Origin of the sequence: Microbacterium sp. zg-YB36 (assembly GCF_024623575.2) — a bacterium.
Taxonomy (GTDB): domain Bacteria; phylum Actinomycetota; class Actinomycetes; order Actinomycetales; family Microbacteriaceae; genus Microbacterium.
Genome location: NZ_JANJFD020000013.1, coordinates 21,242 through 34,282, shown reverse-complemented (window position 1 = coordinate 34,282; position 13,041 = coordinate 21,242). Strand labels below are relative to the sequence as shown.

Annotated in this window: 14 protein-coding genes; 7 read left to right on the top strand and 7 right to left on the bottom strand. The window is 70.9% G+C overall.

The window, feature by feature from the left end; genetic code table 11:
* Complete coding sequence (locus NQ151_RS15935; protein ID WP_257508811.1) at positions 1 to 519, bottom strand: universal stress protein; 519 nt, start codon at positions 517 to 519, stop codon at positions 1 to 3.
* Positions 520 to 660: 141 nt separating this feature from the next.
* Here NQ151_RS15935 and NQ151_RS15930 point away from each other — a divergent pair, with 141 nt between their 5' ends.
* Positions 661 to 840, top strand: coding sequence for a DUF3073 domain-containing protein (locus NQ151_RS15930; RefSeq protein ID WP_257508810.1), 180 nt, complete (start codon positions 661 to 663; stop codon positions 838 to 840).
* A gap of 7 nt (positions 841 to 847) precedes the next feature.
* Here the strand turns inward: NQ151_RS15930 and NQ151_RS15925 are convergent, their stop codons facing one another.
* From NQ151_RS15925 to purM, 3 genes are read right to left on the bottom strand one after another with little or no spacing between them, the layout of a single operon-like run.
* The gene (locus NQ151_RS15925; protein ID WP_257508809.1) at positions 848 to 2,089 is read right to left on the bottom strand and encodes an MFS transporter; all 1,242 of its coding nucleotides are present in this window, start codon (positions 2,087 to 2,089) and stop codon (positions 848 to 850) included.
* Positions 2,086 to 3,546, bottom strand: coding sequence for an amidophosphoribosyltransferase (gene purF, locus NQ151_RS15920; protein ID WP_257508808.1), 1,461 nt, complete (start codon positions 3,544 to 3,546; stop codon positions 2,086 to 2,088). The genes NQ151_RS15925 and purF overlap by 4 nt, the downstream gene beginning before the upstream one ends.
* 6 nt (positions 3,547 to 3,552) lie before the next feature.
* The gene (purM, locus tag NQ151_RS15915; protein ID WP_257508807.1) at positions 3,553 to 4,671 is read right to left on the bottom strand and encodes a phosphoribosylformylglycinamidine cyclo-ligase; all 1,119 of its coding nucleotides are present in this window, start codon (positions 4,669 to 4,671) and stop codon (positions 3,553 to 3,555) included.
* Positions 4,672 to 4,765: 94 nt separating this feature from the next.
* Between purM and NQ151_RS15910 the strand changes: the two genes are divergently transcribed.
* Entirely contained in the window at positions 4,766 to 5,374 is a 609-nt protein-coding gene (locus NQ151_RS15910) for a zinc-binding alcohol dehydrogenase (protein WP_257508806.1), read from the top strand.
* Between the two features lies 1 nt (position 5,375).
* Here the strand turns inward: NQ151_RS15910 and NQ151_RS15905 are convergent, their stop codons facing one another.
* From NQ151_RS15905 to NQ151_RS15895, 3 genes are all read right to left on the bottom strand, one after another.
* Complete coding sequence (locus NQ151_RS15905) at positions 5,376 to 5,675, bottom strand: potassium transporter Trk (RefSeq protein ID WP_257508805.1); 300 nt, start codon at positions 5,673 to 5,675, stop codon at positions 5,376 to 5,378.
* 65 nt (positions 5,676 to 5,740) lie between these two features.
* Positions 5,741 to 6,589: an HtaA domain-containing protein gene (locus tag NQ151_RS15900; protein ID WP_257508804.1), complete on the bottom strand. Its 849-nt coding sequence runs from the start codon at positions 6,587 to 6,589 to the stop codon at positions 5,741 to 5,743.
* A gap of 101 nt (positions 6,590 to 6,690) precedes the next feature.
* Positions 6,691 to 7,047, bottom strand: a complete 357-nt coding sequence (locus tag NQ151_RS15895; protein WP_257508803.1) for a sterol carrier family protein — start codon at positions 7,045 to 7,047, stop codon at positions 6,691 to 6,693.
* Positions 7,048 to 7,175: 128 nt separating this feature from the next.
* Between NQ151_RS15895 and purD the strand changes: the two genes are divergently transcribed.
* The 5 genes from purD (at position 7,176) to NQ151_RS15870 (ending at position 12,997) form a co-directional block, all read left to right on the top strand.
* Positions 7,176 to 8,447, top strand: coding sequence for a phosphoribosylamine--glycine ligase (purD, locus tag NQ151_RS15890; protein ID WP_257508802.1), 1,272 nt, complete (start codon positions 7,176 to 7,178; stop codon positions 8,445 to 8,447).
* A gap of 144 nt (positions 8,448 to 8,591) precedes the next feature.
* Positions 8,592 to 10,037 carry an aldehyde dehydrogenase family protein gene (locus NQ151_RS15885; RefSeq protein WP_257528687.1) on the top strand — a complete coding sequence of 482 codons (1,446 nt, stop codon included), beginning with the start codon at positions 8,592 to 8,594 and terminating at the stop codon, positions 10,035 to 10,037.
* Entirely contained in the window at positions 10,037 to 11,239 is a 1,203-nt protein-coding gene (gene lhgD, locus NQ151_RS15880) for an L-2-hydroxyglutarate dehydrogenase (protein WP_257508800.1), read from the top strand. The genes NQ151_RS15885 and lhgD overlap by 1 nt, the downstream gene beginning before the upstream one ends.
* Before the next feature lie 28 nt (positions 11,240 to 11,267).
* Positions 11,268 to 11,720 (top strand): flavodoxin domain-containing protein, encoded by a 453-nt coding sequence (locus tag NQ151_RS15875; RefSeq protein WP_257508799.1) that lies wholly within the window; start codon positions 11,268 to 11,270, stop codon positions 11,718 to 11,720.
* Positions 11,721 to 11,755: 35 nt separating this feature from the next.
* Positions 11,756 to 12,997 carry an MFS transporter gene (locus NQ151_RS15870; protein WP_257528698.1) on the top strand — a complete coding sequence of 414 codons (1,242 nt, stop codon included), beginning with the start codon at positions 11,756 to 11,758 and terminating at the stop codon, positions 12,995 to 12,997.
* Positions 12,998 to 13,041: the final 44 nt, after the last annotated feature.

Here is a 13,041-nt window from a genome sequence, read left to right as displayed (position 1 = left end):
CTACTGCTCCGGCCAGAGATCCTCGTCGTCGCCCGCCGGCTCGTCCAGCGGCACGACGAGGATCGGCCGGTGCTGCCGGTGCGCGAGGCGCGCGGCGACCGAGCCGGTGAAGAACTCGCGGATCGACTCGCCGATCCCGCGCCGACGGGTGCCCACCACGATCAGCCGCGCGTCGGTCTGCTCAGCCAGCTGCTTGATCGCCAGGGCCGGGTCCCCGACCAGCTGACGCATGTGCCACTGCACGCCCGATCCGTCCAGCGCCGCGGTGGCGGCATCGGTCACGTCGGCCAGGTCTGCCTCGCCGTTGGCGATGTTCAGATCCAGCGGTGCCGAGTGCACGTAGCCATCGGGATCCTCGTAGGTCACAAATCGCGTAACATCGACGTGCACCACCACAAGCGGGGAACCCAGCAGCTTGGCGTAGCGTGCCGCTTCCTTCAAGACGCGCGGCGGCTGGCCGGGGACAGCACCCACCAGCACTGCATGCTGGGGCGTTGCTTCGGCGGACTCGTCAGACATAGCGGCATGCCCCTCCCCCTCGGGCCGGGCCCGGGGCTCCGTGATATCCTGAATTCTACTCTTCCCGGTGTTCTGCCGGATCGTGATTACGTCGGGCTCAGTCGCTTAGCCCGCGACTCAGAAAAAATGAGGGGGTCTCGCATGGGGCGTGGCCGTCAGAAGGCGAAGCACACCAAGATCGCCAGGGAACTCAAGTCGTTCAGCCCGAGCGTGAACTACGCCGCGCTGGAACGCGAGTTGAGTCATCCTGACGACGAGAACCAGTACGTCGACAAGTGGGCCGACGAGTACTCCGACGAGCTCGAGGACGAGAAGGCCTAAGCGCCTTTCACCACGTGCCGTACCGGCGCTCCCAGTCCTCTTCGACGCTGCGGGCGCGGGTGATCACATACCCCGCGGGGACCGCTGCGGCGACGACGCCGACCAGCACCCACAGCGGAAGCGTCCAGCCATCGGTCGCATCATGCAGCAGACCGATCGCGAGCGGGAACACCGCTGTGATCGCATAACCGATGCTCTGGACGAAGCCGCTGAGTGCGAGCGCGGTCTCATGCGTGCGGGTGCGCAACCCCAGCATCACCAGGATCATGGGAAACAGCAGCGGCGCCGTACCCAGCAGCGCAACCCACAGCGTGGGAGCAGCCTGCGGCGCGAAGATGAGGCCCGCCAACCCCGCCAGCCCGGCGACCACCGCGACGGCGAACAGCACCTTCTCGGCACGCAGCCGCGCGACCAGGAGGGGCACGAGCAGCGAAGCCGGCAGTCCCATCAGCGCGAACAGCGACAGCAGCGCTCCGGCGGTCTCGGGGGTGACGCCGGCGATGTCCACCAGGATCGTGGGCAGCCAGCCGAACGACGTGTAGGCAAGAGTCGACGACACTCCGAATGCCACCGCGAGCGCCCAGGCCAGCGGCAGTCGCCATAGCCGGGCGAACAGCCGCGGCGTGGCCGATTCGATCTCTTCCGGCACATCTGCGCGCGCCCGCCAGAGCATGAGGAGCCACGGCAGGGTCGCCAGCGCCGCGAAGACAGCCCACGCGCCCAGGGACAGGCGCCAGCCGGCGATGCCGGCAACCGGTACGGCGATCAGCGGCGGCGTGAAGGTGGCCACGGCCATCGTGGTCGTGTAGACGGTGGTGAGCAGTCCGACCCGTCGCGGGAAGTACTTCTTCACCAGCGGCGGCAGCAGGATGTTGCCGACGCCGACACCGGCGAAGATCAGCGCGGTGGCGGCGAGCAGACTCAGCGAATCGACGGCGAAGCCGCGGGCGACGAGTCCGGCGGCGACCACCGTGATCGCGGCGACGGTCACCTTCTCCACGCCGAACCGCTTCTCGAACTGCGGCGCCAGCAGCCCGAACACCGCGAAGCACACCGGCGGCGCCGTGCCGATGAGGCCCAGCACGCTCGCCGGAAGCGCGAAGTCCTCCGAGATCAGCCCCACCAAGGGCGACAGCGATGCCACCGCGCTGCGGAGCGAGAAGGCGAACAGCACGATGCCGACCAGCGCCAGCACCCCGCCCTGTCGGGAGGGGTGCGATGCGGAACCGGCCGCTGCAGGCCGGCTCAAGATTCCTGGGTGCCCTCGACCCAGGCCAGGTACTCGTCCGAGACGGTGCCGGTGACGTACCGGCCGTCGAAGCAGCTCATATCGAGGTCGTCCAGGTCGGATCCCTCGAGGATCGCCGCCTTCAGATCCTCGACCTCCTGGTAGACGAGCCGGTCACAGCCCAGCTCCGCGGCGATCTCCGGGATCGTGCGGCCGTGGGCGACGAGCTCCTGGCGGGAGGGCATGTTGATGCCGTACACGTGCGGGTAGCGCACCGGCGGCGCCGCCGAGGCGAACGTGACCGACTTCGCGCCGGCGTCGCGGGCCATCTGGATGATCTCCCGGGAGGTGGTCCCCCGCACGATCGAGTCGTCGATGAGCAGCACGTTCTTGCCCTTGAACTCACTCGACATCGCGTTGAGCTTCTGCCGCACGCTCTTCTTGCGCACCGCTTGCCCGGGCATGATGAACGTGCGTCCGACATACCGGTTCTTGTAGAAGCCTTCGCGGTACTCCAGCCCGAGCTTGCGCGCCACCTGCATCGCCGACGGGCGCGAGGAGTCGGGGATCGGCATGACCACGTCGATCGATCCGGGGGGCGTGTGCTTGGCGATCGTGTCGGCCAGCCGCTCCCCCATGCGCAAGCGGGATTCGTACACCGCGATGCCGTTCATGATCGAGTCGGGGCGGGCGAGGTAGACGTACTCGAACGAGCAGGGCGCGAGCGTGGTCTTCTCGGCGCACTGGCGGGAGTGCAGGTTGCCGTCCATGTCGATGAACACCGCCTCGCCGGGCAGCACATCGCGCACCACTTCGTAGTCGGCGTTTTCCAGCACGAGCGATTCGCTCGAGACGATCCACTCGTCCCGGCCGTCGGCGGCGCGGCGGGTGCCGAGGATGAGGGGACGGATGCCGAACGGGTCACGGAACGCCAGCAGGCCGTACCCGGCGATCAGCGCAATCGTGGCGTACGACCCCTCGACCCGGCGGTGGACGCGCCCGACGGCGGTGAACACGTCTCCGGGGCTCAACCGGTCGCCACGGATGGTCTGCTGCAGTTCGTTGGCGAGCACGTTGACCAGCAGCTCGGTGTCGGAGCTGGTGTTCAGGTGCCGCCGGTCGGTGCGGAAGAGCTCTTCGCTGAGCTCCCGCGTGTTGGTGAGGTTGCCGTTGTGTACCAGCACGATGCCGTAGGGCGCGTTGACGTAGAACGGCTGCGCCTCTTCTTCGCTGGACGCGGTGCCCTTGGTGGCGTACCGCACGTGGCCGAGGCCGATGGTGCCGAGCAGGGTGCGCATGTCGCGGGTGCGGAAGGCCTCCCGCACCATCCCCCGCTGCTTGTTCATGTGCACCACGCCACTGGCCTCCGCCGTGGCGATGCCGGTGGAGTCCTGACCCCGGTGCTGCAGCAGCAGCAGCGCGTCGTAAACCTCTTGATTGGCCGGGGCGTGACCGACGACGCCGACGATTCCACACATGCGGGGTTAGTTCGCTCCCTGCTCGCGATACGAGCCGACCAGGCGCACCGCGCCACCCTCGACGCCCTTGGCGCCCTGTTCGTAGTCGCCCTCCGGGCGCGTTGTGTCGTGTACGACGCCGACCTGCCACGTCGGGATGCCGGCGGCGGTCAGGGCGGCTGCCGCGGCATCCGCCCGCTCTGCCGAGACGACCGCCAGGAACCCGATGCCGAGATTCCAGGTGCCCTCGGTGTCGGTCAGGTCCAGGTCGCCGAGGTCGGCGAGCACGCGGAAGACCGGCGGCGGGCTCCAGGTGGAACGGTCCAGGTCCACCCAACTGCCCACCGGCAGGACACGGGCGAGGTTGGCGGCGATGCCGCCGCCGGTGACGTGGCTCAAGGCACGCAGGTCGGCGTTGAGGTCGGATGCCACCTGCAGCAGGGGGGCGGTGTACAGGCGGGTGGGCTCGAGGAGCACCTCACCCCAGGTGGCGCCGAAGTCGGCGGCGTTGTCGCCGTAGCCGATGCCCGCACCGGCGACGATGTGCCGCACGAGCGAGAAGCCGTTGGAGTGCAGTCCGCTGGAGGCCAGCGCCAGCACGATGTCGCCGCCCTGCACGCGGTCCGCGCCCAGCACCCGATCGGCTTCGACGACACCGGTCGCCGCGCCCGCGACGTCGTAGTCGTGGATGCCGAGAAGTCCGGGGTGCTCGGCCGTCTCGCCGCCGATGAGGGCGGTGCCCGTCTCGGCGCACCCCAGCGCGATGCCCTTGACGATGTCGGCGATGCGCTCGGGGAAGACCTTGCCGCACGCGATGTAGTCGGTCATGAACAGCGGTTTGGCGCCGACCACGACGATGTCGTCGACGACCATGCCGACCAGGTCGATGCCGATCGTGTCGTGCTTGTCGATCGCCTGCGCGATGGCGACCTTGGTGCCGACGCCGTCGGTGCTGGTGGCCAGGAGCGGCTTGGTGAACCCGGTCAGCGCGGTGGCGTCGAACAGGCCCGCGAAGCCGCCGACCCCGCCTTGCACTTCCGGTCCGTGCGTTCGCCTGACGGCCGTCTTCATGAGCTCGACGGCGAGGTCACCCGCGGCGGTGTCGACACCTGCGGCGGCATAAGGATTGTGGGAGGGAGAGGCCACGCGTACACACTACCTGCGCGCGGGGACAGCGCGGACGACTCGCAGCTTCCCGAGGCACTGCCCCCGAGACCGGGTGCCCGCCTACAATGGCCGCATGGTCGGGGGGACTCCGGAGTGGGTGGTCCGCGAGGACGCGAGTCAGGCGGTCCTCGCCGCCCTCGGCGTGCGCCAGCTGCTCGGCATCCGCTCACCCGAGGAGCTTCCGACGCTGCGGGGGTTGCCTGCGGCATCCACTCAGCGCACCGAAGACCAGCAGGCGGCTCTCGAGCGGCAGTGGCGCAGCTTCTGGGCCATGACCGTCGAGCCGCAGGCACATCCGTCGCCGGTGCCGCTGGATCTGGTGGCGGGGTTCGGCAGCCTCGCGGCCCTGCCCACCGCGGGCTTCGAGGAACTGCGTGACGCGATGATGCCGCACGCGCAGGAGTGCGTCGCCTACGCGCAGCGGGCGCACGAACGCTATGGGGCCGACGCCGCGGCCGGTGCCCGGGTGTCGTATCGCGCCTACGCCGGGGCGATCGCCGAACACGAGCGCCGGGTCGGCAGGCGCGCGCATTCGTTCGAGCTGAACGTGCAGGTGCTGCCGCTGGCGCAGCGCGGGGTGTGGTGGATCGGATCTCTCACGATCGCGGTGACCGACGGGCTACGAGGGGATGTCGTCGCGTTCGATGCGGCGATCAACCCGATCATCGCGGAGTTGGCGTGAATCAGTCCTGAGTGCGGATGCGCTCGTGCTCGATCTGCACATCGTGCCCCCGCCGCGCCAGCGCCCTGTCGAGGATGACCGCGACGACGCCGCCGACGGCGATGCCCACCGGCACGCAGATGAGGGCGACGAATCCGAACACCTGCGTCTGCGAGTAGACCATCCCGGTGTTGGGGCTCTCCTCGGCGCTGCCGCCGAAGGCGAAGGTGAGGATCAGCGCGGCCAGGATGCCGAGCACCGCACCGAGCCCGAGGAACACCGCGAACTTCGGGCTGCGGCGCACACGCGCGGACTCGGTCATGTGTCCATTGTCTCACCGCAGCGTTCGCCGCGGGCGGCGTCGCGCTCAGTCCGCGGCGCGGCGGGTCACTCCGGGCCGTCCGCACGAGGCCGGCGGCGCAGCACGATGATCGAGGCGACCGCTGACAGAACCAACGCGGCGAGCGCACCCAGTCCCCACGGCAGCCACGAGGACTCAGACGACGATGGCGTGCCCGACTGGTCACCGGCATCCACCATCGTCGTCATCATCGGCACCGGCGTCGGCTCGGGGCTCGGCTCGGTCGGGCAGGCGGCTTCCACCGTCAGTGAGATCGGGTCGAAGGGCGCGCCGACCGTGTCGTCGCCGAACGATTCGAACCCGGCGGCGATGAGCGCGGTGGGTGCGTACACCGCCGTCACCCGCACCGCGTGGTCCGACTGGACAACGGTGGCGTGCTCGGTGAGATCGATCGACACCAGCGGCACCTGCTCCACCGAGGAAACGGTGGTGTCTCCGGCGAGCGCGCCCGCCACCGAGGTGCCCGAGATGTCGGCGCGCAGCTCGGCGGCATCGGGTCCGGTGAACACGACAGTCGGCGCCGAGAGCTGGGCGTCGAACCGGCCGCCGAGACCGGTGAAGCGGATGCTGCCGGGGAACGAGACGCTTCCGGTCGCGGTGGCCGGGTCGTAACTGCCGGTGCCGCCGGTGAAGCGGAACTCCGACTCCTCGTACGCGACGCCGCCGCTGAGCTCCCACGCGCCGTCCGGCATCACACCGGCGGCGCGGAGCGACTCGTGGATGCCCCACGCGGCATCGGCTTCGGTCACCGTGCAGGCGTCGGCGGGCAGCGAGGGCGTCGCGGCGGTGGCCGCGGCGGGGAGAAGCAGCGGCGCCACCACCAGGGCGATGGCCGCCGGGAGGAGCGCGGATCGGATCTTGGTGTTCGGACGCACGGGCTGCTCCAGCGGGTCGGGGGGTGCGCGCTGCGGCGCGTCGAGGTCAGGAACACCCTGACCTCGTGCCCAGGCTAGCGGGCGCGATGACCCGCGCGATCTCAGGGGCGCAGCGGCAGCAGGGCGGACAGATCCGCCCGGGTGCCCGACGCGTGGATGCGGCCGGCCGACACGGCATCCGTCCAATGTTCGGCCCCGGTCGCCAGGGCGATCCAGGTGGCAGGGTCGGTCTCGACGACGTTGGGCGGCGTGCCGCGAGTGTGCCGGGGACCTTCGAGCACCTGCACGGCGCCGAAGGGCGGCACGCGCACCTCGACGGTGTTTCCCGGCGCCTTCTCGGCCAGCAGCTGCAGCAGGTACCGCACCGCCGTCGCGCGGTCGGTCCTCGCCGGCGTGTCCGTCGCGGCGACGGCCGCGAGGGCTGCCCGCCCCGCTTCGGTGGTGATCTTGCGCGCCATCCCGCCACGCTACCGGCGCATAACTCAGGTAAAAACCCGGGGCGTGGCCGCGGGAGGCGCCGAACCCGGCATCCTTCCTGAGTCATGCGCCCTGCCCGCCCGCGAACGCTGCTGGGTAGGCTGGCCGGGTGAAGATCCTGGTCCTCGGTTCGGGCGCGCGCGAGCACGCCATCATCCTGGCGCTGCGCGCCGAAGAGGCCGGACACGAGCTGTTCGCGGCGCCCGGCAACGCCGGCATCGGCGGCGATGCCACGCTCGTCGCGCTCGACCCCGCCGACCCGGTGGCGGTGACGAACTTCGCCAACCAGAACGCGATCGACCTCGTCATCATCGGCCCCGAGGCGCCGCTGGTGGCCGGCGTCGCCGACGCCCTGCGGGAGCGGGGCATCCCCGCGTTCGGCCCCGGCAAGGCCGCCGCACAGCTGGAGGGCTCGAAGACGTTCGCCAAGCGCATCATGGATGCCGCCGGCGTGCCGACCGGTCGTGCCGTGCGTGCCCGCACGGTCGCCGAGGTGGAGGCGGCGCTGGACGAGCTCGGTTCGCCGCACGTCGTCAAGGCCGACGGCCTGGCCGCCGGCAAGGGCGTGATCGTCACCGACGACCGCGCCGCCGCGCTCGCGCACGCCGAGACCTACCTCGCCGGCGGACCGGTGCTCGTGGAGGAGTTCCTCTCCGGCCCGGAGGTGTCGCTGTTCTTCGTCTCCGACGGCGACCGGGTCGTCGCGCTCTCGCCCGCACAGGACTACAAACGGGCCCACGACGAGGACGCCGGACCCAACACCGGCGGCATGGGCGCCTACTCGCCGCTCCCTTGGCTCGCCGGCGCGTTCGGCGGCGAGGACGAGTTCGTGGCCGAGGTCACCCGCGACGTCGCCGAGCCCGTGATCCGCCAGCTCGACGCGGAGGGCACGCCCTTCATCGGTCTGCTGTACGCCGGGCTCATCCTCACCGAGCAGGGCGTGAAGGTCATCGAGTTCAACGCGCGCTTCGGCGACCCCGAGACGCAGGTCGTCCTCGCCCGCCTCGCGACGCCGCTGTCCTCGCTGCTGATGGCCGCCGCATCCGGAAACCTCGAGGCCGAACCCGCGCCGGCGTTCGCCGAGGCCGCCGCCGTCACCGTGGTGCTCGCCAGCGAGGGCTACCCCGCCGATCCCGTGACCGGGCGGGTCATCACGGGTCTGGAGGATGCGGCATCCGTCGAGGGTGTGCACCTCGCGCACGCCGCCACCGCCTGGCGCGACGGCGAACTCGTCGCCACCGGCGGCCGCGTGCTCAACGTCGTGGCCCTGGGCAACACGTTCTTCCAGGCGCGCGAGCGCGCGTATGACGCGCTGGCCCGCATCCACCTGGAGGGGTCGCACCACCGCACCGACATCGGGCTGCGCGTCGCCGAGGACTGACCGGGCGCTGACGGTTCCCGCAAGCAACGCTTGCGCGATCGGTCGGCCGCCCGCATTGCCGCCCACCGGGGCGGGGCACGAAGCTGGTCGGACAGGCATGAACTGTCTGACGGTGCGCACCCGCGCACCCCGGGAAGGATCTTCGTGAGCATCACCGTCGAGGCCAATCTCGTCGCCGGCCGGTTCACCACCGACGCCGCCGGCGATCCGATCGAGGTACGCAATCCCGCCGACGACTCCGTCGTCGGTCATGTCCCGGCCATGGGGCCCGCCGACGTCGACGCGGTGCTCACCGCCGCCGTCGCCGGCGCGCGCACGTGGCGCGCCACCGGACACATCGAGCGAGGCCGCGTGCTGCTGAACGCCGCCGCGCTCATCCGCGACGACGCCGACGCCCTCACCGACCTGATCGTCGCCGAGATGGGCAAGACGACCGCCGAAGCCCGCGGTGAGGTCGGCAAGGCCGCGGAGTTCTTCGAGTACTACGGCGGCATGGGCCGGGCACCCTTCGGCGAGCTGCTCCCCGACGCACGCCCCGGCACCTTCTCGATGCAGATCGTCGAGCCGGTCGGTGTCGTCCTGCTGATCACCCCGTGGAACGATCCGCTGCTCACACCCGCGCGCAAGCTGGCGCCCGCCCTCATCAGCGGGAACGCCGTCGTGATCAAGCCGGCCACCGAGACCCCGATCGTCACGCTGCGGTTGGCGGCGATCCTCGACCGCGCCGGCCTTCCCGCCGGCGTGCTGGGCACCGTCACCGGTCGCGGATCCCAGATCGGTGACGTGCTGGCCACCGACAGCCGGTTCGCCGCGGTGTCGTTCACCGGCTCGACCTCCGTCGGGCTCGGCCTGCAGCGCAAGCTCGCCGGCTCCGGGGTGCGCGTCCAGACCGAGATGGGCGGCAAGAACGCCGCCGTCGTGCTCGGCGACGCCGACCTCGACCTGGCCGCAGCCGTCGTCGTGGCAGCGGCGTTCGGCCAGGCGGGGCAGCGCTGCACCGCCACCAGTCGGCTGATCGTCGAGCGGTCGATCGCCTCCGAACTGCGGGAACGGGTCGCGACCGCGGTGACCCGGCTGCGCGTAGGCAGAGGCGACGCACCGGTGGACGTCGGCCCCGTGGTCAGCCGGGGTCAGCAGCAGGACATCCAGGACCGTGTCGCCGCCGGACTCGCCGAGGGTGCCACGGTTGTGGCTCGCGCACCGCTGGCCGACGGTCTTGCCGCCCAGGGGGCGTTCGTCGAGCCGCTGTTCGTCGCGGTCCAGCCGCAGAACAGCCTGTGGCGGGAGGAGGTCTTCGGGCCGGTGCTGAGCATGGTCACCGTCGACGGTCTGGACGCGGCCATCGCCGCCGTCAACGACTCGGCCTACGGCCTGTCGTCGGCGGTCTTCACCCGCAGCCTCGACGCCGCGCACCGCTTCATCGCAGAGGTGGACACCGGTCAGGTCTCGGTGAACCAGCCCACGAGCGGCTGGGACATCCACCAGGGTTTCGGCGGGTTCAAGGAGTCGGGCTCCGCCTTCAAGGAGCAGGGCACCGCCGCGCTATCGTTCTACACCCGCATCAAGACCGCGGCAGTGAGGAGCCACTGATGGCCGAACGCATCGGGATCATCGGCGGCGGCATCGTAGGTGTCGCCCTCGCGCGCACGCTCGCCCAGCGCGGCGCATCGATCACGGTGCTGGAGAAGGAGCCGCGGCTGGCCCAGCACCAGACCGGTCGCAACTCCGGCGTCGTGCACGCGGGCCTGTACTACGCCCCTGGGTCGCTCAAGGCCACCCTGTGTGCCGCCGGTCGGGTGTCGATCCGGGAGTTCTGCGAACAGAAGGGCCTGCCCTACCGCGAGGTCGGCAAACTGGTCGTCGCCGTCGACGAGACCGAGCTGCCGGCACTGGCCGAGATCCAACGACGGGCGATCGCCAACGGCGTGCCCGACCTGGTGCGTATCGACGATGCCGCGCGACTGCACGAGATCGAACCGCACGTGGCGGGGGTCGCCGCCGTCCACTCGCCCCACACCGCAGCCGTCGACTACGCCAGCATCACCGAGGCGATGGCGCAGGACGTGCGGGCCGCGGGCGGCGAGATCCGGCTGGGGCACGAGGTGACCGGCATCCATCGGGAGAACGGCACCGTGCGCGTGGTGACTCCGGTCTCTGAGGACGTCTTCGACCGGCTGATCGTGTGCGCCGGACTGCAATCCGATGTCGTGGCGAAGCTGGTGGGGGCCGACGCGTCGCCGAAGATCCTGCCGTTCCGCGGCGAGTACTGGGAGCTCGCGGCCGAGCGCACCGGCCTCGTCAACGGGATGATCTACCCGGTGCCCGACCCGCGCTTTCCTTTTCTGGGCGTGCACTTCACGCGTGGCGTCTACGACAACGTGCACGTCGGTCCCAACGCCGTGCCGGCGCTCGCCCGGGAGGGGTACAACTGGCTGCAGATCTCGGCCAAGGACACCTGGGAGTCGTTGCGGTGGCCGGGCGCGTGGCCGTTGGCCAAGCAGCATTGGCGCATGGGGGTGGATGAGATCAGCAGCTCGCTGATCAAGCCGCTGTGGTTCCGCAAGGCGCGCCGGTTCGTGCCCGAGCTGAAGATGAGCGACCTGACCCACAAGACCGCCGCCGGCGTGCGTGCCCAGGCGTGGGGGCGCGCCGGCGAGCTGCTCGACGACTTCGCGGTGGACCAGGTGGGTCCCGTGACGCTGCTGCGCAACGCGCCGTCGCCCGCCGCGACCAGTTCCATCGCGATCGCCGACTACGTCGTGACGCACTACCTCACCGCCGCGAAGGCATAGCGCGGCGGCTGGCTACGATGGCGAAATCATGAGAATCGTCGCGCTGTACGGCACGGAATCCGGCAGGGCCGAGGACGTCGCCCGCGGCGTCAGCGCAGCCCTGGCAGGCCCAGGCACCGAGATCGACGTGATCGACATGGCCGATGCCACCACCGACGTCTTCGCGCCCGACGCGCTGTACCTCATCGCCTGCGCCACCCACGGCGGCGGCGAGCTGCCGGGGTTCGCGCAGTTCCTGCACGACGATCTCGCCGACCTCTCCCCCGACCTGACCGGTGTTCAGTACGCCGTGTTCGGGCTCGGCGACACCTCGTACCGGGAGAAGTACAACCGGGGCGCGCGCCAATTCGACGCCCTACTCACCTCGCTCGGCGCGCAGCGGGTGGGTCCGTTCGGCGAACACGACGAGATCTCGCGACAGGATCACGTCGCCGTCGGCGTCGCCTGGGCGCGGGAGGTGCTCGCCGGGCGAGCATCGTGAGCGACACGACCGGAACGTCCGCGGACACGCGGCAGATGCTGCTGCGGTTCGCCCCGATGATCTACGGGCCGACGTTCCTGTTCGGCCTGGGGGAGGGCGCCCTCGTCCCCCTGCTGCCGGTCATGGCCGCCGCCCTCGGCGCCGACCTGGCGCAGGCGGCGCTCATCGCCGCGGTCATCGTGGTGGCCCGCCTGGTGGGCAACCTGCCGGCCGGTTGGGCGGTGGCCCGCATCGGCGAGCGCCGCACGATGGCCATCGCCGGCTCCGTCGCCCTCGCCGGCGGGATCGGCGTGCTGCTCGCGCCCAGCGTCGGGGTGCTCGCGGTGTCGGTGCTCGGAATCGGCCTGTGCGCGTCGGCATTCGGGCTGGCCCGCCACGCCTTCATGACCACGCGCGTCCCGCTGTCCTATCGCGCCCGCGCGCTGTCGGTGCTGGGCGGATCGTTCCGGCTGGGCATGTTCGCCGGCCCGTTCGCCGCGGCCCTGCTCCTGGCGATCTTCGGCACCGAGTCAGCCGCCGCCTGGTTCTTCATCGGATGCCTGGCCGCACTGATCCTGCTCGTGCTCGTGGCACGCGACCCCGAGGAGGATCTCGCGGCGGCAGGGATGCTGCCGATGCAGACCCGGCACGCGGCACGCAACCCTGATGCCGCGCCGTCGGCCGCCCGGCCGTCCCCGGACGGGGTGTTCGCGACGATGTGGCACCACCGCGGCGTGCTCGCCCGTCTCGGCCTGCCGGCGGCGACCCTGTCGGCCATGCGGCAGGCGCGTGTGCACCTGCTGCCGCTGTGGGGAGTCTCGCTGCAACTGGATGCGGGGACGATCGCACTGGTCGTCGGCATCACCGGGGCGCTGGAGTTCGCACTGTTCTACACCAGCGGTCAGATCATGGACCGGTGGGGCCGGCTCTGGGCGTGCCTGCCGTCGATGATCCTCATGGCGGGGGCGTTCCTGGGCCTGGCCCTCACCCACGATCTGCCGAACGCGGTCGGCTGGTACATCGCCGTGGCCGCTGTGGTCGGCGTGGGCAATGGCCTTTCCAGCGGCATCCTGATGACCCTCGGCGCCGACGTCGCTCCACCGGGCGATCCGGCGCCGTTCCTCGGATCGTGGCGGACGCTGACGGATGCCGGTGCCGCCGCGACACCACTCGTGCTGGCCGGCGTCACCGCCGCGGTGTCGCTGCCGGCGGCATCCGCTGTCATCGGGGTGATCGGGCTGCTCGGCGCCGTCGGCTTCACCCGCTACGTCGCCCGGTTCGTGCCGCACGCCCGGTGACTGCGGCGCTCGCGGCGCTTCGGTCGTCGCAAAGTGCCCCTCCC